This window comes from Parvularcula maris (assembly GCF_024505085.1).
GTDB classification, from domain to species: Bacteria; Pseudomonadota; Alphaproteobacteria; order Caulobacterales; family Parvularculaceae; genus Parvularcula; species Parvularcula maris.
In genome coordinates this window covers 524,980-547,891 of record NZ_JANIBC010000001.1, presented here as the reverse complement: position 1 = coordinate 547,891, position 22,912 = coordinate 524,980, and the positions used below count along the sequence as shown (strand labels likewise).

Here is a 22,912-nt window from a genome sequence, read left to right as displayed (position 1 = left end):
GGAGACGGTAGGCGCTGGTGGCCCCTCCCCCTCCGCCTGCCGGCAGCTCCCCCTCTAGAGGGGGAGCGAGATAGAGAGCTATCGCTGGTTCTGCTTTCCTCCCCCACTGGTGGGGGAGGTGCCCGAAGGGCGGAGGGGGCAGCCTGCGTTTTTTTAAAATACAGACGCTTTTGTAAGAGGTGGTCTATGGGATGAGCGCGAAACAGAGCCTTTTTCGCAACGCGCGGACAGGTCTGGTCATCGGGCTACTCGCAGCCATCGGCGCGGTGATCGGCAACGCGCTGGCCGAGCGTGAGGCGGGGCTTTCCCTCCCCTCGCTCAGCGACCTACCCCTCATCCTCATCCTTTTCGCCAGCGGCTTTCTTCTCGGTTTTCTGCTGCCTTTCGTGCTGAAAGACGCGAAGGCTGCCGAAGCGGCCAAGCCTCGTGTCATGGGGCCGCGCGAGTTCGTCCTGGCGGGGCTGCTGTCATCGGGAAGCATGGCGGTGTTCGCCTTTATTCTGGGCGACGCGATGGACGCCGGTCTCCTCGGTCAGCTCACCCCGTCGGTCGAGGGTCTGGTGCTCGGCGTTCTCCTCACCGTGCCGCTCATCCTGCTTCTGGTCGTCATCATGGCGGCGCCCCTGCCCTTCCTGCAGCGGTTCAGGGATCAGCAGATTGCGGACTTCACCCAGAAGGGCGTCGATTTTGGATGGCTGCCCATCATCCTCATCAGCTTCGGCGCAGGCTTCGGTGAGGAGCTTCTGTTCCGCGGCGTGCTCCAGACCTGGCTCACTGGGCAGATCGGCACGGTCTTCGGGATCGTAGGCACGTCCCTGATCTTCGGCGTCGTCCACGGACCTAGGCTCGGCTACATGCTGATCAGCGCGCTGATCGGCGTCTATCTGGGCACCGCCTACGCCCTCAGCGGCAGCCTTCTAGCCGTGGCCCTCGCCCATTTCCTCTACGACATCTACGCCCTGAGGGTCACCGTTCTGGCGGTTCGAAAGGCCGCGGCAGCTTAATGCTACCCCCTGCCATGTCGTTTTGCTCCTTGCCCTTTCAGCAGCTACGGGACTTGGCGTAGGGGATACCCGGTGCTCTCTTGGCGCTAGTTCCGCTGGAGACCCCAATGCGCCTGCTGCCCCTCCTTTTCGCGCTGCTTCTCCTCGCCCCTGCCTTGGCGCAGGACAAGAAAGCCCTCGTCGGCGGACGGTTGATCGACGGCTTCGGCCATGCGCCGATCCCCGACAGCGTCATCCTGATCGAGGGCGACACCATCGTCCGTGTGGGACGTACCGACAGTCTCGAGGTGCCCGAGGGCTACGAGGTCATCTCTACCGAAGGCATGGACGTGATGCCCGGCCTCTGGGAGAGCCACGCCCACCTGATGCTGACGGGGCATGCGGACTACCCTCACTGGCAGCGCGAGTACGAGGACCGCTTCGCGGGCGAGATCATGCCTGCCTCCGCCGAGCAGCTTCTTCTGGCGGGCGTCACCTCGGCCCGCGATCTCGGTGCACCGCTCGAGGCCTCGCGCTCGCTGCTTAACGCCATCGAGAACGGCGAGCGCGCCGGGCCTCGGCTCTTCATGTCCGGCCCCTTCCTCCAGGCGGAAGTCGAGGACTGGCAGAAAGGCTACCGTTGGGCCGTCACCGATGTGGCCGATGCCAAGCGCAAAGTGAGGCGCCTCGACGAAGCCGGGATGGTGATCGTCAAGCTGGTCGACCAGGACAAGATGGACCGGGAGGTAGCCGAGGCCATCGTGGACCAGGCTCATGCGAGAGGCATGATCGTGGTCGCGCACTCCCACCGCCCGGACGAGATCAGGGTCGGCCTCGAGATCGGCGTCGACAATTTCGAGCATACTGGGCTGACCACAGCGCCGGGCTACCCGGACGATATCATTGAAGCGCTGAAAGAGCGCACGGCCACGGGTAGGGTCGCAGGCGGACCGTTGTTCTGGACACCCACTGTGGAGGGCCTCTGGAACTTCGACGGCACGGTGGCGAACCCCGAGAAGCTTGACGACCCCTGCTGGAAACGCGGCCTCGAGGATGATACCATCGAGGACATTCAAGCCTCGATCGAACAGCCGGGCCAGCTCGGCTACACCCGCCTGACGCCGCTGCGCAAACCCACCCTCAAGAACAAGATCAGCCAGCTTCGCGAGGCAGGTGTGGTCTTCATGGTCGGCACCGATAGCGGCATCCCCATGAAGTTTCACTGCCAGTCCACCTGGAACGAGATGGACGTCATGGTACGGATCATGGAGCTGCCGCCCATGGACGTAATACGCGCCGCCGTCTACTGGCCGGCCGTCCTCATGGGCGTCGAGGACGAGCTCGGCACGGTCTCGGCAGGCAAGAAGGCCGACATCATCGCCGTGCGCGGCGACGTCCTCAAACACATGAACGTGCTGCAGAACGTGGACCTCGTGATGAAAGGCGGCACGCTCTACAAGCAGGGCGGTCAGGTGAACGAAGAAGCGTTTTCAAGCGATAAGTAGTCCCGCAGACAAAACTGAGCCGGTTTGCGACGAACGCCGGTTTTAGCACGACAATTGTGGTAGGTGCTTGATCGTCGTTAGCTTAACTCGTAGAGAGTTAACCGGTAGGCAGGAGAATTTCTATGCTCAGTAAACTCATGGCACTCGGTGCCCTATCCTTTCTTCTCGCTTGCGCGGCTACGGAGACAGCGGGTCCCGTCGCAAGCGGAACGCAAACTGCCGAAGCCACCGCACCGGTTCCCGGAACAAGCGATGTCGTAGAAGCCAAAGACCCCGTCGTTTGTAAGGGAGATCGGGTAACCGGAACGCGTATTCGCCGCGAGAAGACATGTCGTAAGCAGAGTGAGTGGGACGAGATCGCACGCAAAGCGCAGGATTCGGTCGATTTCGGCAATCAACGTGCCACAAGGCAGCAGTCCGAAACTCTGAGCCCTAACTAAGTTCTGTGTACGCGAGGAGAACAAGCAGTTTTGTTCTTCTCGATACAAAGATCGTCAAACTCACGGACTTCGTCCAAGTTTGACGTAGTACCTCTATAAGATGCTATGACGAGCACTGGTCGACGCAACGCTACTATCGAAGAGACATCGACCTTCACCCCTCGCTTCAACGAGGCCGGGCTACTGCCGGTGGTCACTCAAGAAGTGGGCACGGGCCGGGTGCTGATGGTCGCGTGGGCGAACCGCGAGGCTATCGACCTGACCCTCTCCACTGGCGAAGCCCACTACTGGTCGCGCTCCCGCGGCGAGCTCTGGCACAAGGGTGCGACCTCAGGTCATACGCAGAAGGTGCGCCGTGTGCTGACCGACTGTGATCAGGATACGCTCATCTATGAAGTCGAGCAGAAAGGTGCCGCCTGCCATACTGGGCGAGAGACCTGCTTCTACCGTGAAGTGACGCAGGACGGACGATTGTCGGCAGCTAAGTCCTCGTGAAACTCTGTCTTGCGCTGTGCATGGACACGCTCGACGTGGCATGAGGTATCTTTGAACTCGACCCGGCCAAACTGGACCGAACGTAGTCGAGCCTTGGATCGGACTCACACAAGTCGCCGCTGCCTACCGGCAACGATGAGCTATCGGCTCGTTAAAGGGCTTCTCGGCGCTATGCCTGGAGCTACCGGATGGCGCTCCAGGCTTCAGATAGATGCTCAGCGACCAGGCAGTTTCACCACCGTCGCAGGATCGACCCTTTCTCCGTCCACGAACACTTCGAGGTGGAGGTGGGGGCCGGTGGAGCGGCCCGAGCTGCCGAGCCTTGCAATGGTCTGCCCTGCCCTTACCCGGTCGCCGACATTTGCCTCGAAGCCATCGAGCTGCGCATAGCGGGTAACGATGCCGCCCTCATGGGTGACTTCCAGGACGTTACCGTAAGCGCCCATCTCCCGTGCTCGCGTCACCTGGCCCGCCGCCGGTGCGCGAACAGGGGTGCCCAGGGGGGCGGCAATGTCGAGGCCGTGGTGGCGGGTTTGTTCCTTCGTCCACGGATCGGCACGAATGCCGTAGGTGCTGGTCACCCTACCCTCGGCGACCGGGGCGACCGAGAAACTTGCGCTGCTGCCTTCCGCCAGGGCGAACTGCCCGGCGGTAGAGACCGCAGTGAGCGTCGCCGCGATCGCGATCAACCCTCCCTTGCGGCGCGGCCGTTGGGGGCGCATGATGTGGGTCAGCCTCATATGGAACTCTCCTTGGGTTCGAGGTGAAAAGACCGCCGGGGCGCATGGCCGTGCGCTTCCGGCGGCGTTGAGGATCTTGAGGACGAGGGCTGCGTAGCGGCGGCGCTCTCCGTTTCGACTGCCGCAGGCTTCGCGGTCGCACGCCATCTCCGCGGCAAGGCGGCAGCGGATGGTCTGCAGGCGGACCGCCGGATGGCACCAGCACAGCGCATCCAAGAGCCCCAGCAGCAGATAGAGGCGGTGGTCACCGCGCCGCCGGTGCGCTCGTTCGTGTTGCAGCACCATGGACAGCTCTTCGCTGGCGAACATCTGCGAGAACCCGGCGGGCAGGAGGATACGCCCGCTCGGTCCGAGCAGCGGCACGGACAGAGAGGGCGCCTCGTAGGCATCGGCTACGCCTTGGACAGGCACGGCTGTGCGCTCGATCTTCGTGAGATGAGCGATGCGGAGGACGAACCTAGCAAGACCAAGGCAGGCCCCAAGAGCCACGACCGAGAGCACCCCTACGGTGATCAGTTGCGGCCACGAAGGATAGGGTGAGCCAGCACCGTGCTCGTGGTCCGCCGACCCCGGATCATCGAGCCTGGGCTCCACCGGTAGGGCCAGACCGCCGAACTCGGGCAGCGCCGGCGCGAGGTGCCATAGCGCAGCGCCGAGGGGGATGGGAAGAAGATAGAGAAGAAGCAGCGCCTTCTCCGAACGATCCGATAGCGGAGCACCGCTCATCCGCCCTCTCGCTGCCTCGATGGCGAAAGTGAACAGAAGCGGAAGGACCAGCCAGACGGTCAGGGCAGGAAGAGTAAGCATGGCTAGGCGTCCCCCTCGCCTTCGCTCAGATCACGAAGTAGCTGTTCGAGCTCCTCCGCCTCCCCCTCATCAAGGAGGCGGCTGCCGGTGAAGGCGGCGGCGGGCAGCGGGCCGTCGAGATCGAGCACGTTGCGGGCGAACCGGGTGACCAAGCCTCCCACCACATCGAGCTTGCTACGTAGGGGGACGAAAGTCTTTATGCCGTGAAGCGGCTCGGCGGCAATGAGACCCTTGGCCTCCATCCGCTCCAGCGTCTTGCGTGTGGTCGAGAAGGACCAGCCGGTATCGACTGCGGCAGCGTCGTGGATCTCACGCGCGCTGAGGCGGCCCTCCGGCCACAACACTTTCAGAAGCCGTAGCTCCGTTTCGGAAGGATCGGACTGCACTAAAATCTCCGCCGCACCTGCGCGACACTTGTCACATAGATGCGTCCCGGCGTCAACAGGATTGTGAGCTTGGGTCCGGAGCTAGATCATCAGGAAGATGCCGTTGACGTAGTTATGCGCAAGGACCGGCAGCACCACGCTGCCTGTCTTCTCCCGCATCCAAACGAGGATGAAGGCGCCGATGGTCTGGCTGACCGGGAGGCCGTACTCCAGTGCTCCGTTATCGAACGAGACGGTGTGGATCAGACCGAAGAGGAGCGAGGTAATCACCGCCGCCCAGCCCATGGGGGCGCCGAGGATCTGCATCCGCCCGCGCAGGGCTTCGTTCAGCATCAGGAGCAGCACGCCGCGATAGACCAGCTCCTCGTCGAGGCCGGGCATGGTCCACTGAAAAAGGCGGGTCTCGAAGTCCGGCTCGACATAGCCGTCGACGAGGGCGACATAGCCAAGCGTAACGGCTAGGACGGCGAATACGCCCCAGGCCCATAACGACCCCTTGTCCTGCTTGAAGGTGATCCCCGCGCGGCGGAAGCCGATCACCGGCAGCGCCGTCACGGCTAGGGCGAGTGCGAGGGAGAGCCCCTTCCCGGTCCAGTTCCAGCTCGCCCATTCAGGGTTCGGAACCAGACCGTAGAAGCGCGACAAGACCATGTCCGAGACAAAAAAGAAGGCCGCCGCCGCCAGAAGCCACGGCAGCTTGAAGCTCTGCCGCTGGGTCAGCCCGAAGAGAAGGCCCAGCACGAGGATGAAACCCGCATAGAGAGCGGATGTGGACAGCCCGTCCGCGAGAGCTTGCGACATGACCGGTTCTCCCTGACCTTACGGGCAGGTAAGGGTTCGGGAACGCCGTTCAAGAGCGGCTAGTGGGTGAGTTTCAGACGGTGGTACACGCAGTCCTCTTTCACCAGCATCGCTAGCTCATCGCTCCCCTTGGGAGAGATCAACATCTTCGATGTCGAGTGAGGGCGAGAGGTGGGCTGAGCTGAGTGCAAAGAAAGGCCTCACCCGAAGCCTGTTTATGCAGCCTTCGACCTCTCCCGGAGGGAGAGGTAGAGGCGGCGCCGGGTCGCAGCTTAGATACTCAGACCAACCTACTACCCAAAAAGCCGCCGGTCAGTCGTCGCCGCGCTGGAAGTGGGGCTCGTTCTCGGACGTCACTTGGCGGATCACCTTCTTGTCGATCTTGCCGGTGGCGCCGCGGGGCAGGTTGGTGGGCGAGCGCCAGATGCGGGTCGGGACCTTGAAGGGCGCCAGCCGGTCCTTGGCGTGGTTCTGCAGCGCCTCGAGGTCGAGGTCCGATGATCCGTAGACGGCAGCCCCGACGACTTCACCGAGATTCTCATGCGGCACGGCGAAGACGGCGACCTCGTCCACCCCCTTCACCTCGTGGAGGGCGTTCTCGACCTCCAGGCAGGAGACGTTCTCGCCGCCGCGGATGATCATGTCCTTGAGGCGGTCCATGATGAAGATGAAGCCCTCCTCGTCGACCCGGCCCACATCCCCGGTGCGGAACCACCCGCCCTCGAAGAAGGCGTTCCGGGTGGCCTCCTCATTACCCAAATAGCCGCGCATATTGGCTGGGCTCTTGATGCAGATCTCGCCGACCTCGCCGCGCGGAAGCTGCTTGCCCTCTTCCGAGAAGGCTTCGATCTGCGTGACCGGCGGCAAGGCCCGGCCCGTGGAGGAGGGTTTGGTGGCGTAGTCGCCGAGCGCGATATGGCTGCCGAGCGCATTGGTCTCGGTCAGTCCGTAGCCCGACGAAGCGCTGATCTCGGGGAAGCGCTCACGCTGAAAGGCCGTCTGCGCCTCCGGGCGCTTGGCCCCGCCGGTGCCGATATCCACCAGCGTGTCGAGGTCACCAGGCTGGGAAGCTTTGACGAGGTCGTAGGCCATGGTCGGCACACCGAGGAAGTGGGTCAGCTTCTCCTCGCGGTGAAGCCTCGCCGCCTCTTCCGGCTCCCAGCGGTAGGTGAAGACTAGCTTGCGCCCGGACAGATAGCCCAGGAGGAAGATCGAGTGCAGCCCCGTCACGTGGAAGAGGGGCAGGCTGAGGAGCGCGCCGGGGTTCTCCGGCGACAGGTCGATCTCGGGGCGGAGGATCTTCATCGCCTCCAGCATGAAGGACCAGGACAGGACCGCGTTGACCACGCCCCGATGGGTGAGAAGCGCACCCTTGGGATTGCCCGTGGAGCCGGAGGTGAAGAGGAGGCAATAGTCGCTGTCGGGGTCGATCGGCTCCTGCGGCATGTCGGTGGGTAGGCTCTCATCGGCGATGATGTCCTTGAGCCTGTGGTCCTGACCGGTGATCTCCTCGCGGCCCGCGATGAAGGTCAGCCCCAGCTCGTCCTTACAGGGAAGGATGATCTCGGCGCGCTTGGCATCGGCAACCACGTATTTGGCCTCGGATTTGGTCAGGCCGTAGCGAAGCTCGTCGGCCTGCCACCAGGCGTTGAGGGGGACCACCGTGGCGCCCGAGGCGATGATGCCGAGATAGGCCATGCACCATTCGGGGTAGTTGCGCATGGCGATGGCGACCCGGTGTCCCTGGCCGATGCCTTGGGCGTTGAGCCAGTGGGCGAAGCGCATGGAGCGCGCCCAGACCTCGCCTGTGGTGTAGCGCTCGTCATTGTAGACGATCAGCTCCTTCCCGGCGTTCTCGGCGGTCTTCAGCGCCAGCACCTCGCGAAGCGACACTTGCGAGATCGAGAACACCGCGGGGTACTCGACGCCCCGGATGGTCATCGGCTGCACCGCGAAGGGCGGCCCGACGGCGACCACCTTGGCGACGGCATCTTGAAGTTCATCGCTACGGATGGGGGGGATCGCGCTGGCGTCCATGGGCTCGGCCTCCGGCAAAGGGTGTCGTTCTCGTTTCCGCCTGTAGCCGCAGGAGGTTTCACGGACTACCAGCGTTCTGTTTCACATCGTTACGAAGCCGTGACCTCCGAGAGCGTCCCATGAGAGCGCTTGGCAAGGGCGCCTTTGTCCGCTTGAAGGGCCAGCCCCTTCCCCTCTTCACCGGAGCCCGCGCCGTGCCTCACCTCTCCCCTCTTCTCAACGTCATGATCGGTGCCGCCAAGGACGCAGCCAAGGTGCTCCGCCGTGACTTCTACGAGGTCGAAGCGCTCCAGGTGCGTAAGAAGGGGGCGGCCGACTTCGTCTCCAAGGCCGACCTTGCCGCCGAGGAGGCGATCAGGGCCGCCCTGTCCAAGGGCCGTCCGAAATACGGCATGGTGCTGGAGGAAAGCGGGGAGGTCGAAGGCGCGGACAACTCCAACCGCTGGATCGTCGACCCCCTCGACGGGACCACGAACTTTCTGCACGGCATGCCCCAGTTCGCCATCTCCATAGCCCTGGAGCGGGACCGTGAGCCCTTTGCGGGCGTCGTCTACGCGCCGATCCTCGATGAGATGTACTACGCCGAGAAGGGCTTCGGCGCCTATCTCAACGACCGCCGCCTGCGGGTTTCCGGGCGTCAGGACCTCTCCGAAGCGCTGGTCGGCTGCGGGCTGCCCTTCAAGGGCATGCCGGGGCGGGAGCAGGCGCTGATCGAGACCGAACGGGTGCTGAAGGAGACCGCCGGGGTCAGACGCTTCGGCTCCGCCGCCTACGACCTCTGCATGACGGCTTCCGGGCGCCTCGACGGCTACTGGGAGCGCGGGCTCAACACTTGGGACTGCGCCGCGGGGATCGTGGTGGCGCGCGAGGCGGGCGGCCAGGTCTCGACCATCGAGACCGACGAGGGACGGCCTCATCTCGACAAGAGCATCCTCGCCAGCAACCACCATCTGCACGGTGCGCTGCGCGACGTCCTTCTGGGCAAGAAGGCTTAGGCGGTGCGCCTGCGATCGGTGGCGGCTCATGTAGCGGGCCAGAACTGGCTCGCTGTTGGGATCGACCTCGTCATCGTCGTGGTCGGTGTGTTTCTGGGTATTCAGCTTGGCAACTGGAACGCGGCTCGCGCCGACGAGCAGCGTCACGAGGCCGCCCTTGATCAGCTCGCGGAGGAGATCGCCGCGAACCGCCTGATCGTCCAGGACTACCGGGCTACCTATGAGGAGCGTGTGGATACCGTCCAGCGTTCCGCCGACCTCCTCAGGCAGTGCGCATCTGGACCGGAGGTCCTGGCGGAGGTCGAGGCCGGTCTTCAACTGCTTCGCGGAACGCCAGGCTTCTACCCGCAGACCTCGGCCATCCGTGCCCTGACCGAAGACGACAGCCTCAAGCGTCAGCAGGGCGAGGTCGAACGTCAGGCCCTGCAGGAGCTGCGCCGCATTATCGAGCGGATCGACGACGGTGCGGCCTTCCTCGAAGACATTCCCTTCCGCAACCCCATCGAGGCGCATCCGATCATCGCCTACGCGTCCTCTCTCACCGACGATTCCGCCGAAACCGGCCTCTACCGGGACATCGTCCTTACCGTTCCCCTCTCGGAAGCCTGCCGGGATGCCGATCTTCTTAAGGCGCTCTACAGCTATGAGCGCGTCGGCAGCTTCTCCTTACGCCTCGCCGATATGGCGGACGATATTCTCGATCGTACGACCACGACGCTCGGCCTTCAGGACTGAGAGAGGTCCTTGAGACGGCAAAGCGCCTCGTGGGCTTCGCGGGGGGACATGTCGTCGGGGTCGAGGCCGTCCAGCATGGCCCTCACCTCATCCCTCTCGCTTTCAGGCTGATGGGGTACGGCGCCGAAGAGAGGCAGGTCCGCTACCAATCCCCCCGCGGGTGACTGGTCCTCCAGCAATTTGAGAAGCTGTCCCGCCCGCTTGACCACGCTTTCGGGAAGGCCTGCGAGACGCGCCACCGCCACGCCGTAGCTGCGGTCGGCGGCGCCCGGCTTCACCTCGTGCAGGAAGACCACCTTGCCGCGCCACTCCCGCACCGCCATCGCGACGGGGTGGAGCCTCGGCAGCTCCTCGGCCAGCCGGGTGAGCTCGTGATAATGGGTGGCGAAGAGGCCGCGGCACCGGCTCTCCGTGTGGAGATGTTCGAGCGCCGCCCAGGCGATCGAGAGCCCGTCGAAGGTCGCTGTGCCGCGGCCCACCTCGTCGAGGATCACGAGCGAGCGGCAGGTGGCCTGGTGCAGGATGGCGGCGGTCTCCACCATCTCCACCATGAAGGTCGAGCGCCCGCGCGCCAGATCGTCCGACGCCCCCACACGGCTGAAGAGACGGTCGACGATCCCCAGACGGAACGACGAGGCTGGAACGAAACTGCCCGCCTGCGCCAGAACGACGAGGATCGCGTTCTGCCTCAAATAGGTGGACTTGCCGGCCATGTTCGGCCCGGTGACGAGCTGCAGCTCGGCGTCCTCGCCGTCGAAAAGGGAGCAACCGTTCGGTACGAAAGCCTTACCCTCGCGCCGCAGGGCCGCCTCGACGACGGGGTGCCTCCCGCCCTCGACCGCAAACTCGGTGCCGTCCGTCAGCGCCGGACGCGCGAAGTCCTCCTCCGCGGCCAGCTCGGCTAGCGATGTCAGCGTATCCGTGCGGGCGATGTGACCTGCGAGATCGAGCAGCTCCTCGGCGGCATCGGTGACAGCCTCCTTCAGCTCACGGAAGACAGCGGCTTCTCTTGCGGCTGCTTCCCCTTCGGCATCGGCGATGCGCTGGGACAGCGCCGTCAGATCGTCGGTCACGAACCGCGCGGCGGTGGTCATGGTGCGCCTCTGGGTGAAGCCCTCTTGCGAGGCGAGCCTGTCCGCGTGCGCCTTGCCCACCTCGACACAGTAGCCGAGGGTCTTGTCGTGCTTGACACGGAGGGATTTGATACCCGTTGCCTCGCGCAGCCGCGCCTCCTCCGCGGCCAGGTGCTGCCTTGCGTTCTTCTGGAGGCTGACGGCTTCGTCGAGAGCGGCGTCGAAGCCTGCGCGGAGAAACCCTCCGTCGCTGACCCGTAGAGGCAACTCATCGGTCAGGGCGCTGAGGAGGGTGGCGGCGAGGCCCTGGAGCCGGTCGCCGACATTCAGTCCGGCGAGAAGGTCCGGCACGGTGTGCTCGAGGCGCAGCCTCGCCTGCAGCGCTTCGCCGGTCGCGACGGCGCGCTGCACCAAGCCCAGATCGGAAGGCCCGCCCCGCTCCAGACGCAGCCTGGCGAGGGCGCGCTCGAGGTCGGGGCTTCCTTTCAAGAGAGAGATCAATTCGTCTCGCAAAGTGTGGTCGCTGAGAAGGTAGGCCACGCCGTCATGGCGCTCTTCGATAGCGCGCCGGTCGGTCAGCGGCGCGGCGAGCCAGCCTCTCAGCATCCTGCCGCCCGCCGCCGTCCGGGTACGGTCGATCGTGTGAAGGAGCGAGCCCTTGTAGCTACCCTCCCCCGTCTCGGTCAGCTCCAGCGAACGCCTAGTGGCCTCGTCGATCGCCAATTTGTCGGACTGACCGCCGATACGGGGCATGCGGAGGGGAATGCTCTCCCCTGCGTGGGTGAGCTCGATATAGGAGAGAAGCCCGCCGATGGCCCTCAGCGCTCCGCCTTCGGTCAGCCCGAGGCCGGAGGGCTCGTTCACCCCCCAGAAGGCCTCGATCCGCCCCTTCGCCGCCTCTACCGAGAAGCTACGCGGATCGGCTTCGGTGGCAGCGAACGCACCTTGGAGCAGCCTCTCCCCTTCGGCGGCGATCAGCTCCCTAATCTGAAGCGGCGGCAGCATGTCTCCCAAACGCCCTTCGGGTCCCTCCTCGACCAGGACCTCGCCGGTGGAGAGGTCGGCGGCAGCGATAAACGCCTTGCCGTCCACGACCGAGAGGGCCGCCAGGCGCGCTGGGCTTTTAGGGTCGAGAAGGTTCTCCTCCGTCACCGTGCCGGGGGTCACGATACGGACGATCTGCCGCTCCACCACGGACTTGGCCCCGCGCTTCTTGGCTTCGGCGGGGTCCTCGGTCTGCTCCGCGATGGCGACGGTGAAGCCTCCCCTGACGAGCTTCTCGAGATAGCCGTCGCGGGCGTGGACCGGTACGCCGCACATGGGGATCGCCTCGCCCTCGTGGTGGCCGCGCTTGGTCAGGGTGATCGAGAGCGCCTCGGCGGCTTTCTCCGCGTCGGAAAAAAACAGCTCGTAGAAATCGCCCATCCGGTAGAAAAGGAGGGCGTCGCCCGCTTCGGACTTGATGCGGGCGTACTGCGCCATCATCGGTGTCAGCTTGCCGGCGATCTTGGGAGGGTGCTCGGTTGGTTTCGTCATCCTTACTCCGTCCTCTCGCCGGCGAAGAGCCCGCCATCACGCTGCGATGCGGCAGGAAAGTGCGCGCGGTGATCCGCCGCCACCGGCAGGCGCGGCGCTTCATCCTAAGGGTTTCGGGGGAGACCATAAAGCTGACGATTCCCACAAGGGGCAGCGCCCGCCGCGCGCTCTTATGGGCGCAGACCAAGGCCGATTTCGTCGAGGCGGAGCTCGCCAGGGCGCCCTTCCCCAAGCCCTTTGAGGCGGGGGCGTCCTATCCGGTCCTCGGACAGGAGCGACGGTTCGTCGTCGGTGGGCGGGGGCTGGCGGAGGTTCTCGGCGGTGAAGTGCGCGCGCCCCTGCGAGCGGCTCAGGACCCCGGACCGAGCTTCGAGCGCGCCATCAGGCACGCCGTGAAGCAGGCGGTCCTTGAGGACCTGACAGCGTTCTGGTCCCAGCTCGGCGTGGCGCCCGGCAGGCTGACGATCAGGGGCATGAAGGGGCGGTGGGGAAGCTGCGGGCCGCAGGGCCAGACGTCGATCAACTGGCGGCTCGCCTTCGCCCCCAGGGAAGTGCTGCGCTACGTGGCGGCCCACGAAGCAGCCCACCGGATCGAGGCGAATCACTCTGCTCGCTTCTGGCAGGTCTGCGAACGCCTCGACCCCGACTATGCCGAGCTTGACCGATGGCTGACCGAGCACGGGCGGGAGCTCTTCGCCTATGGCCGCACCACCCGGCGGTAGATACGAAAAAGGGCCGGCGCGGGGCCGGCCCTTCCTCGGAAGGTGCTGCTGAAGCGCTGCTTAGAAGTCGAACTCGACTTCCGTGCGGCGGTTCAGGGGCTCTTTGACGCCGTCCTGGGTCGGCTTGGCGAGGTTGGTTTCGCCAAGAGCGCGGATCTGGATCTTGCTGGCGTCGATGCCGTAGGAGACCAGGGCGTCGCGGACGACGCGGGCGCGGCGGGCCGAGAGCTGCTCGTTGTAGGAAGCCGAACCCGAGGTGTCGGTGTTGCCCGAGACGAGCACTTCGATGATGTCGAGGTCGGAAGCTTCACCGGCACGGCGCTGCAGGAGCTGACGGGCAGCCGGGCTGAGATCCGAACGGTCGAACTCGAAATAGACCACGGTGGCGAGGTCGGCAGGCGTCAGGCCCTCGTCCACATCGGGGCAGGGCTGGTTCATTGGAACCACAGTGCCGTCGAGGCAGGTCTTGGTCTGGGGCTGCGGCTGCGGCGCCACGGTCTGGACCGGAGCGGCGCTGGCGCCGAAGTCCCAACGCAGGCCGACGGTGGCTTCGTGCACGTTGTAGCGGCCTTCGACGTCGACGACTTCGGCGTTGACGAAGGATTCGAAGTCGTACTCGGCAGTGCGCAGGTAGCGGTAGCCGACGTTCAGCGAGAGGCTGTCGGTCATGCCGATGTTGAAGCCTGCAAGACCCTGCACGGCGGGGACGTAGTCGTCGTTGCGCGTGGAGATCTGGAAGCCGATCGGCAGGTCCTCGAGATCGTCACTGTCGAACACGACCGGCTGGTCGTCGACATTGTCGAAGTCGGCGCGAACGCGGGCGATACCGATACCGGCGCCGATATAGGGCTGGAAGCGGCCTGCAACGTCGAGGTTGAAGTCCTTGTAGCCGTTCAGCATCAGCGCGCCGACGGCGACTTCGCCGAGGTCACGGTTGTCGCCGAGGGATGCGCCGCCGCCGATGTTCTGGCCGTTGGCGCCCGTCGGGAAACCGGCGAAGGCGGCACCGTCACCGGGCAGCTCCTCGACGTCCTGGATGCGCCAGGACAGCTCGACTTCGGCCCGGAAGCCGCGGCTGAAATACTTGCCGAGTGCGCCATAGGCACCGAAACCGTTGCTCAGGTCGAGCTCGGTGTCGAACTCCTGGGCATCGAAGCCGCCCGAACGGGTCTCGCTCTGAAAATCGTTTTCGCCTGCATCAAAGGCGTAGCTTGCGCCTGCAGTGGCGTAGAAACCTTCTTTGGCATCCTGGGCGCTTGCAGTGCCCAGAGCCATGGTGCCGGCTGCAACCAGCAATGCGATACGGTAACTCATACTCTTCCCCTCCAAGGATCCGGCCCTGAGTGACGACCGGTATGAATGATGCGCAGAACATGAACTGCGAGGGAAGGTTCCGTTATCCAAGGGTTAACGGCAGCAACTTCGCATTCTGCACGCGCGGTGTGGCTAAACTGCACCACCGACCTACCGCAAGGACAGGACGTCCACGGTCGGCTGTGACCTGCTGAGCGATGCACGAAGCTTGCCAATGGCCTGCTTCTCGATCTGACGAACCCGCTCTTTCGACAGTCCGAGGTCGACACCGAGCTGCGAGAGCGTGACCTTGTCATCGCCGAAGAAGCGCTGGTCGATGATCGTCCGCTCCCTGGACGTCAGGTCCTGCATGGCGTTGCCGAGCCAGGAGCGCCTTTTCTCTAAGTCGATCTCGGCCTCGGCGGTCTGGTCGGGAAGGTCGCGGTCGTCGGGAATCATTTCCTGACGCTCGGTGTCGCCGTCCTCGTTGAGTGTCGCATTGAGGGACATGTCGCGGCGGCCGAGCCTGGCCGTCATGAACTCGATGTCGTCGCCGGTGACGTTGAACTTCTTGGCCACCTTCTCGCGGGCGATGGGGCCGGCGCTGTCGACCTCCTCAATCATCGCGCGAATGCGAGAAAGGTTGAAGAAGATGGTCTTGTGCGCCGATTTGGAGCCGATCCGCACGATCGACCAGTTGCGCAGGACATAGTCCTGCATCGAGGCCCTGATCCACCAGCCCGCATAGGTGCAGAAACGAACCTCACGCTCGCAATCGAACCGCTTGGCCGCTTCAAGGAGCCCGATGGCCCCCTCCTGGATGAGATCGGCGAGCGGGAGGCCGTAGCCGCGGAACTTGATGGCGGTGGAGACGGCCATGCGCATGTGACAGTGGGTCAGCTCAGCCAGGGCCTCCTCGTCGCCGTCCTCGCACCAGGCCTTGGTCAGCTCCCGCTCCCGCTCGATGGTGAGAATGGGGGCCGACATGGCCTTGCGAATGGTGTCCCTGACGAAATCGCGGGTCTGCTGGTCGCTCTGCATCGAGGTGTTCCCTTCGCGCCTGCCTGATCGGACTCTGCGACTTCCCGGCCGCGTGATTCACAAACCCGTAAGACTTCAAACCGTTCCGCGGCTCCGAAACTTTTTTCGCTCAGTCGCGAGGAGCGTTACAAACTTCGGGCTCCCCTCCCGTCATTTGCGCTTTACAAGAAAGCCGCCTTCGCAGAGAGCCGAGCCCATCGGCGCGGCAAGGTTCCAGCGCCCCCAACTCACAGGACGGCCCAGGAGAAGCGCCATGAAGATCGGTGTCCCGAAGGAGATCAAGAAGCGCGAGTTCCGCGTCGGCATGGTGCCTTCCAGCGTGCGCGAGGCGGTTCGCTTGGGTCACGAGGTCGTGGTGGAGACGAATGCGGGGATCGGCATCGACCTGACCGACGCCGACTACGAAGCGGCCGGTGCCGCCATCGTGCAGAGCGCCGAGGAGGCCTTCGAAGCCGACCTGGTGGTCAAGGTGAAGGAGCCGCAGCTCCCCGAATGCGAGCGCCTGGCGAAGGGCCAGACCCTCTTCACCTATCTCCACCTCGCCGCCGACAAGCCTCAAGCCGAGGCGCTGATGCGCTCCGGCTGCACCGCCATCGCCTACGAGACCGTGACCGGTGATCTGGGCGGCCTCCCCCTCCTGCGGCCCATGTCGGAAGTGGCGGGCCGCATGTCGGTGCAAGTCGGCGCCTGGGCGCTCGAAGCCTCACAAGGCGGACGCGGCGTGCTTCTTGGCGGCGTGCCGGGGGTTTCGGCGGCCAATGTCGTCATTCTCGGCGGCGGCGTCTCGGGCTTCAACGCGGCGCAGATGGCGGTAGGCGCTCACGCCGATGTGGAGCTCTTCGACGTCAATCTGCCCCGCCTCGAGGAGCTCGACGCCCTGTTCAAAAACCAGGTGCAGACGGTGTTCTCGAACCCGACCGCCGTGCACGAGGCCGTCAGCCGCGCCGACCTCGTCATCGGCGCGGTGCTGGTGCCGGGGGCGGCAGCGCCCAAGCTCGTCACCCATGACATGCTCAAGGACATGAAGAAGGGCGCGGTGCTCGTCGACATCGCCATCGACCAGGGCGGCTGCTTCGAGACCTCCCGCCCCACCACCCATGACGAGCCGATCTACGAGGTCGACGGCATCGTCCACTACTGCGTCGCCAACATGCCGGGCGCGGTGCCAAGGACGTCGACCTTCGCCCTGAACAACGTGACCCTGCCCCACACCCTCAGCATCGCCAATCACGGCGCGGTCGAGGCCATGCGCCGGAACCCGCACCTCCTCAACGGCCTCAACGTGATGGAGGGCAAGATCACCTATGAGGCGGTGGCCAGGGATCTGAGCCTTGAATATGCTCCTGCGGAGAGCTTTCTTTAGACGCCGTTGACAGGCGTTTGATCTTCATGCGTTGTTACGCCCTGTAGGCAGAGTAGTATCTTGGGGCATCATGAAACGTCATCTTATCCTAGCCAGCGTGGCAGCGCTGGCCGTCACTTCCTGTGAAACAATTCCCGATGAAAGCATGGACGTCACGTCCGCGGCAGACACCGGCCGGACGGAGGTTGCGGCACCAGCTTCCGGCCAGAAGCAACTCGTCCTCGTACGGGAACGCGCACCCATGTTCGACGAGAGGACCCCGGCGGCCGTTGCCTTTCAGGGCGGATCGATCGGCAGTAACATTTCAGCTTCTCGTGACGCCGAAACGCGGGAGAACGGCATTATCCATGCGGGGGCTCTGGTCGAAGATCTGCTGCAGGAACCGCTAGCCGCGAAGTACGGCGCGGTGCCCGCCGATGAGAATCTGGACTACTCGCAGTCTCGCAAGCCTCGGAAACTCCCCGAAGTGCACAACACCATCTATCTCGATGCTCAGCTTCGAGGGTGGGGATACAGCTACTGGCCGTTCAATTGGACACGTTTCCGGGTATCGACCATCATGAATGTCTATGTGATGGATGGGTCTACTGGAAAACCGATCGACGTCGTCAAATGCGGTCTGATGTTCTCGGCTGATAAACCCTCCGAGGGGGACAAGCTTGGCGACCTTGTTGCCGATGGTGGGATCGTTTTGCGCGAACGTTTAGATGGACTCGCCGAGCGTTGTGCCGACAAGGTCCTTATGGAGCTGAACGCAGAGGGTTGAGTAGCCTAACCGCCAACATATTTTGACCCATGGGAGCCTCGGCGTTAGAGGCTCCCATGCTTCCAACAGAATTTCAAAGCGCGCTCTCCTCCCTCGACGGGCGGCAGGGCGCGATGACCGAGCGGACCCTTGCCTGGTCCGCCATCAACTCGGGCACCTCCAACACCGAAGGGGTGCGCCGCATGGTAGGCGAAGCAGAGGTGGCCTTCACCGAGGCTGGCTTCAAGACTGAGCGCGTGCCCCCCTCCCCCGTGACCCTCGTCAATTCGAAGGGTGACGAGACGCCCGTCGAGCGGGCCGAATCGCTGCTGATGAGCGCGAATCCCGGCGCCAACCGCCGTATTCTGATGACCGGGCACCTGGACACGGTGTTCCCTGCCTCGTCGCACTTCCAGAAGCCGGTGACACGGGGCGATGGCAGCCTGCACGGACCAGGCGTCGCTGACATGAAGGGCGGCATCTGCGTCATGCTGGAGGCGGCGCGGGCGTTCCTGCGCTCGGACTATGGCGAGAGCGTCGGTATCGACGTGATCCTTAACGCCGATGAGGAGACCGGCAGCCATGCCTCCGCCGACCTCCTGGCGAGCCAGGCAAGGAAGGCCGATATCGGCCTCGTCTACGAGCCTGCCCTGCCGGACGGCACGCTGGCAGGCGCGAGGGCAGGCTCGGGCCACTACACCTTCACCGTGCGGGGCCTTGCCGCCCATGCGGGCCGCGAGTTCGACAAGGGTAGGAATGCCATCCTCGGTGCCGCCCGTCTGATGCTGGCCGTCGATGAGCTCAACGGCGTGAGGGACGGCGCCACCATCAATATGGGGGTAATCGAGGGGGGCATCGCCACCAATGTGGTGCCCGACACCTGCATCGTGCGCATCAATGTCCGTGCCCGGCGCACCGAGGACTTGCGGTGGGTCGATGAAGAGATCCGCCGTGTGCACCTAGAGGCAAAGATCGGCGAGGGCATCGAGGCGGAGCTTCACGGCGGCATCCACCGCCCGGTCAAGGAGATGAAAGGCGGCACCGAGGCGCTCTTCAACCTGGTCAGGAGCGCGGGCGCCGACCTCGGCATCGGCATCGACTGGGCGCCGACGGGGGGCTGCTGCGACGGCAACAACCTCGCCGATGCGGGCCTGCCCAATGTGGACACCCTCGGCGTGGTCGGCGGCAAGATCCATTCGGACCAGGAATACGCCCTCCCCGACAGCTTCGAGCCCCGCGCGAAACTCTCCCTCCTCATCATGCTGCTGCTGGCCTCGGGTAAAGCGCCGTGGCCTGAGCGTCTGAAGGTCTGATCCCATGTCCCCTGTCGTCAGACCCGCAACCGAAGCCGATATCGACGGCCTCTTCGAGCTCGCCAAGAAGGCCGGCACCGGCATGACCACCGTGCCGAACAGCCGCGAGGCCATCGCCGAGCGCGTGGCCCAGTCCATGGGCGCCATCGCCTCGAAAGAGCGCGCCGGACCCAAGGACGTCTTCTTCTTCGTGCTGGAGCATGAAGGCGGCATCGAGGGCATGTCTTCGATTTTCCCGGCGCTGGGCGAGGACCGACCCTTCTATTCCTACCGTATCAGCAATGTCGCGGCCGCCGCGCCGGAGCTCGGCATCTCGGCGTCCTCGGAGCTTCTCTATCTGTGTAACGACTACCACGGCTATACGGAGATCGGCACGCTGCTCACCTCGGACAAGGTCCGCGGCACGGGCGCGGGGCGGCTCCTCTCCCTCAGCCGGTTCCTCTTCATGAAGACGGTGGAGGACCGCATCTCGAACCAGATCATGGCCGAGATCAGGGGCAAGTTCACGGAAGACGGCGAGAGCCCGTTCTGGAACGCCGTCGCCTCCAAGTTCTTCCATATGAGCTTCGAGGAAGCGGACACACGCTCCGCCCACGACTTCCGCTTCATCGCCGACCTCATGCCGAAGTTTCCTATCTATACGGAGCTTCTACCTGACGATGCTAGAGAGGTGCTCGGCCAGCCCCACCATCTTTCGGCGGCGGCGATGAACATGCTGATGAAGGAGGGCTTCCACTACGCCCGCTGTGTCGACATTTTCGACGCCGGACCGAGCCTCGAGGCCGAGCTGGGCCGTATACGTACCGTGCGTGAGGCCGAGATGGTGACGGTGCGCATCCTTGCGGACCTACCCGAAGGTCAGGAAGAGCCGGGCCTCGTTGCCGTGCCGGAGGCGGAGCGTTTCCGCGCCACCATCCTCCGCCGCAAACCCTCCGACGGCAGCCTTTTCGTCACTGCAGCCGAGGCGCAGAGCCTCGGCGTCATCTCAGGCGAGAAGGTCATGATCTCCCCCCTCAAGAAAGGACGACGCTGATGAGCGAGCTGAGAAACCTGATCGGCGGCACCTGGCAGGTGGGCGAGGCCGAGGCGCTGACCTCCACCTCGCCCGCGAACGGCGAGACCGTGGCCGAGGGTAAGGCGGCTTCGGAGGCGCAGGCCGTTGCCGCCGTCGCTGCGGCGCATGAGGCCTTCGCCTCCTGGAAGCGCAAGAGCTTTGAAGAGCGCCGCGAGGTAATCGAGCGCTTCGCTGGCATCGCCAAGGACCGCCGTGACGAGATGGCGCGCCTCATCGCCCGTGAGACCGGCAAGGCGCTTTGGGACGCCACGACCGAAGCGGGCGCCATAGGGGGCAAGGCCGCCCTGGCGCTGCAGAGCTACGAAGAACGTACACCGACCAAGGAGAAGGATCAGGGCGCCCTGACCCTCCGCATTACCCACAAACCCCACGGGGTCATGGTGGTGATCGGCCCGTTCAACTTTCCAGGCCATCTGCCTAACGGCCAGATCATCCCCTCGCTGCTGGCGGGCAATACGGTGGTCTTCAAACCCTCTGAACAGACCCCTGCGGTGGGCCAGCTCATGGCCGAGTGGTGGCAGGAGGCGGGGCTGCCGGAGGGCTGCCTCAACCTTGTTCATGGCGGCCGCGAGCCAGCCGAAGCGCTGATCGCGGACGAACGCATCGCAGGCGTCCTCTTCACCGGCGGTGTCGAAGCGGGCCGGGCGATCCACAAGCAGCTCGCGGGGCGCCCCGATGTTATGCTGGCGCTGGAGCTAGGGGGCAACAACCCGCTGATCGTATGGGACGTGAAAGACGCCGAGGACGCGGCTCAGATCATCGTGCGCTCGGCCTACATCACCTCCGGTCAGCGCTGCACCTGCGCCCGCCGCCTGATCGTGCAGGAGGGCGAGGGAGGCGACCGGATCGTCGCCGCCGTCGCCGCACTGATCGGCAGGCTGACCGTCGGTGACCCTCTGGCCGAGGACCAGCCCTTCATGGGGCCGCTCATCAATGAAGGGGCGGTGCAGAAGGCTCTTGCCGCCCAGGACCAGCTCATGGCCGACGGCGCCGAGCCGCTCGTCCTGATGACCGATGACGGCCCCGGCCCGGCCTATGTACGGCCTGGCCTTCTGGACGTGACGAAGATGAAGAGCGACCCGGACGAGGAGGTCTTCGCACCTCTTCTCAAGGTGATCCGTGTAGCAAGCTTCGACGAGGCGATCGAGCGCGCCAACGATACCAAGTTCGGCCTCGCCGCCGCTCTCCTCTCCGACGACGCGTCCCTTTGGCAGCGCTTCGCGGTGGAGATCGAGGCGGGCATCGTTAACTGGAACCGCCAGACCACCGGCGCTTCAGGCGCCATGCCCTTTGGCGGGCCGGGGCTGTCCGGCAACCACCGCCCCGCCGGCGCCTATGCCGCCGACTTCGTCGCCTGGCCTATGGCCAGCATGATCGCCGAAGGTCCGCTCAAGGACGACCAGGCCGTGCCGGGGGTGAAAAAGTGACCGCCCACGAGATCAATTTCGACGGCCTGGTCGGCCCGACCCACAATTATGGCGGCCTGTCGCTCGGCAATGTCGCCTCGATGAAGAGCAGCGAGACCTCCTCCAACCCGCGTGAGGCGGCGCTGCAGGGCCTAGCCAAGATGCGCACCATGCTGCGCATGGGGTTCAAACAGGGCTTCCTGCCGCCCCATGACCGTCCCCATACGGAGACCTTGCGCCGCTTCGGCTTCACTGGGACCGACGCGGAGGTCGTCGCGAAGGCCGCAAAGGACGCCCCCCTCCTCCTGCGCAACGTCTCCTCGGCCTCCGCCATGTGGACGGCCAACGCCGCCACCGTCACGCCTTCCGTGGATAGCGGCGACGGCAGGCTGCACCTGACGCCCGCGAACCTGCGCGCCATGTTTCACCGCTCCATTGAGCACGAGCAGACCTACCGCTTTTTGAGCACCATCTTCGACGGCGACCGCTTCGCCGTCCACGAAGCCATCCCCGGTGGCGGCGAGATGGGGGACGAGGGCGCGGCCAATCATGGCCGTTTGTGCAAGGAGCACGGCGCGCCCGGCCTGCACCTCTACACCTATGGCCGCGAAGCCTTCGACAAGAACCAGGCCACCAAGTTCCCGGCCCGACAGGCACTGGAGGCCAGCCGCGCCGTTGCCAACCAGCACGGCGTCAGCGCGGAGCGTTCGGTCTTTTTTAAGCAGTCGGCCAAGGCCATCGACGCGGGCGCCTTCCACAACGACGTGGTGGGTGTCGCCAACGGTCCCGCGCTCCTGTTCCACGAGCTGGCCTATGAGGACAAGGACGAGGCCTTCGAGGAGATGCGCCGCAAGGCCGAGCCTCTGGGCTTCGAACCGGTCTTCATCGAAGTGCCCGCCTCGGAGGTCACGCTACAGGACGCCATCACCTCCTACCTCTTCAACAGCCAGCTCCTCACCGCACCGGACGGCACGATGAAGCTGCTCCTTCCGGTAGAGGCGGAGGAGAACCCGAGAACCAAGGCCTGGTGCGAGGCAGCGGTTGCCGGCAACGGCCCGATCCAGGAGACGATCTTCATGGATCTGCGCCAGTCCATGCGGAACGGCGGCGGCCCCGCCTGCCTTCGCCTGAGGGTCGCAGCAACCGGGGAGGAGCTTGCTGCATTGCACAATGGCTTCCTTCTGGACGAAGAAAAGATCGATGCCTTGGAAAAATGGGTACGGGAACACTATCGTGACCGGCTGAGCGAGAGTGACCTTCTCGACCCGCAACTCCTTGAAGAGAATCGGAAAGCTCTGGACGCGCTGACCGGGATGATCGACGCACCCGGACTCTACGCCTTCCAACGATGAGTTTCGTTACGCAAAAACAGGTGACGGCGGATTCAAATGTGCTTAACCATACCGTCACGATTGATCGGG

At 64.7% G+C, this 22,912-nt stretch carries 19 protein-coding genes; 12 read left to right on the top strand and 7 right to left on the bottom strand.

Features of this window, described 5'->3' with window-relative positions; translation table 11 throughout:
• Positions 1-191 precede the first annotated feature (191 nt).
• The 3 genes from NOG11_RS02620 (at position 192) to hisI (ending at position 3,423) form a co-directional block, all read left to right on the top strand.
• A complete protein-coding gene (locus NOG11_RS02620) occupies positions 192-1,004 on the top strand; it encodes a CPBP family intramembrane glutamic endopeptidase (RefSeq protein ID WP_256618075.1) in 813 nt (270 codons plus the stop codon).
• A gap of 107 nt (positions 1,005-1,111) precedes the next feature.
• A complete protein-coding gene (locus NOG11_RS02615) occupies positions 1,112-2,488 on the top strand; it encodes an amidohydrolase family protein (RefSeq protein WP_256618074.1) in 1,377 nt (458 codons plus the stop codon).
• 545 nt (positions 2,489-3,033) lie between these two features.
• Complete coding sequence (hisI, locus tag NOG11_RS02610) at positions 3,034-3,423, top strand: phosphoribosyl-AMP cyclohydrolase (RefSeq protein WP_256618073.1); 390 nt, start codon at positions 3,034-3,036, stop codon at positions 3,421-3,423.
• A 215-nt stretch (positions 3,424-3,638) separates the two neighbouring features.
• On the opposite strand, the gene NOG11_RS02605 is transcribed toward hisI, so the two are convergent.
• The 4 genes from NOG11_RS02605 to NOG11_RS02590 form a co-directional block, all read right to left on the bottom strand.
• Positions 3,639-4,970 carry a M23/M56 family metallopeptidase gene (locus tag NOG11_RS02605; protein WP_256618072.1) on the bottom strand — a complete coding sequence of 444 codons (1,332 nt, stop codon included), beginning with the start codon at positions 4,968-4,970 and terminating at the stop codon, positions 3,639-3,641.
• Between the two features lie 2 nt (positions 4,971-4,972).
• Positions 4,973-5,356 (bottom strand): BlaI/MecI/CopY family transcriptional regulator, encoded by a 384-nt coding sequence (locus NOG11_RS02600; RefSeq protein ID WP_256618071.1) that lies wholly within the window; start codon positions 5,354-5,356, stop codon positions 4,973-4,975.
• Between the two features lie 81 nt (positions 5,357-5,437).
• Positions 5,438-6,157: a CPBP family intramembrane glutamic endopeptidase, BDIM_20840 family gene (locus tag NOG11_RS02595; RefSeq protein WP_256618070.1), complete on the bottom strand. Its 720-nt coding sequence runs from the start codon at positions 6,155-6,157 to the stop codon at positions 5,438-5,440.
• A gap of 312 nt (positions 6,158-6,469) precedes the next feature.
• Positions 6,470-8,194 carry a class I adenylate-forming enzyme family protein gene (locus NOG11_RS02590; RefSeq protein WP_256618069.1) on the bottom strand — a complete coding sequence of 575 codons (1,725 nt, stop codon included), beginning with the start codon at positions 8,192-8,194 and terminating at the stop codon, positions 6,470-6,472.
• Between the two features lie 119 nt (positions 8,195-8,313).
• Here NOG11_RS02590 and NOG11_RS02585 point away from each other — a divergent pair, with 119 nt between their 5' ends.
• A complete protein-coding gene (locus tag NOG11_RS02585; RefSeq protein WP_256618068.1) occupies positions 8,314-9,189 on the top strand; it encodes an inositol monophosphatase family protein in 876 nt (291 codons plus the stop codon).
• A 3-nt stretch (positions 9,190-9,192) separates the two neighbouring features.
• Positions 9,193-9,924, top strand: a complete 732-nt coding sequence (locus tag NOG11_RS02580) for a hypothetical protein (RefSeq protein WP_256618067.1) — start codon at positions 9,193-9,195, stop codon at positions 9,922-9,924.
• On the opposite strand, the gene mutS is transcribed toward NOG11_RS02580, so the two are convergent.
• Positions 9,915-12,533, bottom strand: a complete 2,619-nt coding sequence (gene mutS / locus NOG11_RS02575) for a DNA mismatch repair protein MutS (RefSeq protein WP_256618066.1) — start codon at positions 12,531-12,533, stop codon at positions 9,915-9,917. The two genes, NOG11_RS02580 and mutS, sit on opposite strands and share 10 nt — an antisense overlap.
• A 68-nt stretch (positions 12,534-12,601) precedes the next feature.
• On the opposite strand from mutS, the gene NOG11_RS02570 reads away from it, so the two are divergent.
• Entirely contained in the window at positions 12,602-13,255 is a 654-nt protein-coding gene (locus tag NOG11_RS02570) for a M48 family metallopeptidase (protein ID WP_256618065.1), read from the top strand.
• Between the two features lie 60 nt (positions 13,256-13,315).
• On the opposite strand, the gene NOG11_RS02565 is transcribed toward NOG11_RS02570, so the two are convergent.
• On the bottom strand, positions 13,316-14,569 hold the full coding sequence (locus NOG11_RS02565; protein ID WP_256618064.1) for an OmpA family protein: 1,254 nt from the start codon (positions 14,567-14,569) through the stop codon (positions 13,316-13,318).
• Between the two features lie 150 nt (positions 14,570-14,719).
• Positions 14,720-15,589 (bottom strand): RNA polymerase factor sigma-32, encoded by an 870-nt coding sequence (locus NOG11_RS02560; RefSeq protein ID WP_256618063.1) that lies wholly within the window; start codon positions 15,587-15,589, stop codon positions 14,720-14,722.
• Between the two features lie 253 nt (positions 15,590-15,842).
• Here NOG11_RS02560 and ald point away from each other — a divergent pair, with 253 nt between their 5' ends.
• The 6 genes from ald (at position 15,843) to astB (ending at position 22,843) form a co-directional block, all read left to right on the top strand.
• Positions 15,843-16,952 carry an alanine dehydrogenase gene (gene ald, locus NOG11_RS02555; RefSeq protein ID WP_256618062.1) on the top strand — a complete coding sequence of 370 codons (1,110 nt, stop codon included), beginning with the start codon at positions 15,843-15,845 and terminating at the stop codon, positions 16,950-16,952.
• A gap of 70 nt (positions 16,953-17,022) precedes the next feature.
• Positions 17,023-17,718 carry a hypothetical protein gene (locus tag NOG11_RS02550; RefSeq protein WP_256618061.1) on the top strand — a complete coding sequence of 232 codons (696 nt, stop codon included), beginning with the start codon at positions 17,023-17,025 and terminating at the stop codon, positions 17,716-17,718.
• 56 nt (positions 17,719-17,774) lie between these two features.
• Positions 17,775-19,010: a hydrolase gene (locus NOG11_RS02545; protein WP_256618060.1), complete on the top strand. Its 1,236-nt coding sequence runs from the start codon at positions 17,775-17,777 to the stop codon at positions 19,008-19,010.
• Between the two features lie 4 nt (positions 19,011-19,014).
• Positions 19,015-20,043, top strand: a complete 1,029-nt coding sequence (locus NOG11_RS02540) for an arginine N-succinyltransferase (RefSeq protein ID WP_256618059.1) — start codon at positions 19,015-19,017, stop codon at positions 20,041-20,043.
• Positions 20,043-21,512, top strand: a complete 1,470-nt coding sequence (gene astD, locus NOG11_RS02535; RefSeq protein ID WP_256618058.1) for a succinylglutamate-semialdehyde dehydrogenase — start codon at positions 20,043-20,045, stop codon at positions 21,510-21,512. Before NOG11_RS02540 ends, astD begins: the two co-directional genes overlap by 1 nt.
• The gene (gene astB, locus NOG11_RS02530) at positions 21,509-22,843 is read left to right on the top strand and encodes an N-succinylarginine dihydrolase (RefSeq protein ID WP_256618057.1); all 1,335 of its coding nucleotides are present in this window, start codon (positions 21,509-21,511) and stop codon (positions 22,841-22,843) included. The genes astD and astB overlap by 4 nt, the downstream gene beginning before the upstream one ends.
• Positions 22,844-22,912 lie beyond the last annotated feature (69 nt).

Bases quoted from the DNA above. Each gene is read 5' to 3' on its own strand.
- NOG11_RS02620 (WP_256618075.1), top strand. From the start codon at position 192: ATGAGCGCGAAACAGAGCCTTTTTCGCAACGCGCGGACAGGTCTGGTC.
- NOG11_RS02615 (WP_256618074.1), top strand. From the start codon at position 1,112: ATGCGCCTGCTGCCCCTCCTTTTCGCGCTGCTTCTCCTCGCCCCTGCC.
- hisI (WP_256618073.1), top strand. From the start codon at position 3,034: ATGACGAGCACTGGTCGACGCAACGCTACTATCGAAGAGACATCGACC.
- NOG11_RS02605 (WP_256618072.1), bottom strand. From the start codon at position 4,970: ATGCTTACTCTTCCTGCCCTGACCGTCTGGCTGGTCCTTCCGCTTCTG.
- NOG11_RS02595 (WP_256618070.1), bottom strand. From the start codon at position 6,157: ATGTCGCAAGCTCTCGCGGACGGGCTGTCCACATCCGCTCTCTATGCG.
- NOG11_RS02590 (WP_256618069.1), bottom strand. From the start codon at position 8,194: ATGGACGCCAGCGCGATCCCCCCCATCCGTAGCGATGAACTTCAAGAT.
- NOG11_RS02585 (WP_256618068.1), top strand. From the start codon at position 8,314: ATGAGAGCGCTTGGCAAGGGCGCCTTTGTCCGCTTGAAGGGCCAGCCC.
- mutS (WP_256618066.1), bottom strand. From the start codon at position 12,533: ATGACGAAACCAACCGAGCACCCTCCCAAGATCGCCGGCAAGCTGACA.
- NOG11_RS02565 (WP_256618064.1), bottom strand. From the start codon at position 14,569: ATGAGTTACCGTATCGCATTGCTGGTTGCAGCCGGCACCATGGCTCTG.
- NOG11_RS02560 (WP_256618063.1), bottom strand. From the start codon at position 15,589: ATGCAGAGCGACCAGCAGACCCGCGATTTCGTCAGGGACACCATTCGC.
- ald (WP_256618062.1), top strand. From the start codon at position 15,843: ATGAAGATCGGTGTCCCGAAGGAGATCAAGAAGCGCGAGTTCCGCGTC.
- NOG11_RS02550 (WP_256618061.1), top strand. From the start codon at position 17,023: ATGAAACGTCATCTTATCCTAGCCAGCGTGGCAGCGCTGGCCGTCACT.
- NOG11_RS02545 (WP_256618060.1), top strand. From the start codon at position 17,775: ATGCTTCCAACAGAATTTCAAAGCGCGCTCTCCTCCCTCGACGGGCGG.
- NOG11_RS02540 (WP_256618059.1), top strand. From the start codon at position 19,015: ATGTCCCCTGTCGTCAGACCCGCAACCGAAGCCGATATCGACGGCCTC.
- astD (WP_256618058.1), top strand. From the start codon at position 20,043: ATGAGCGAGCTGAGAAACCTGATCGGCGGCACCTGGCAGGTGGGCGAG.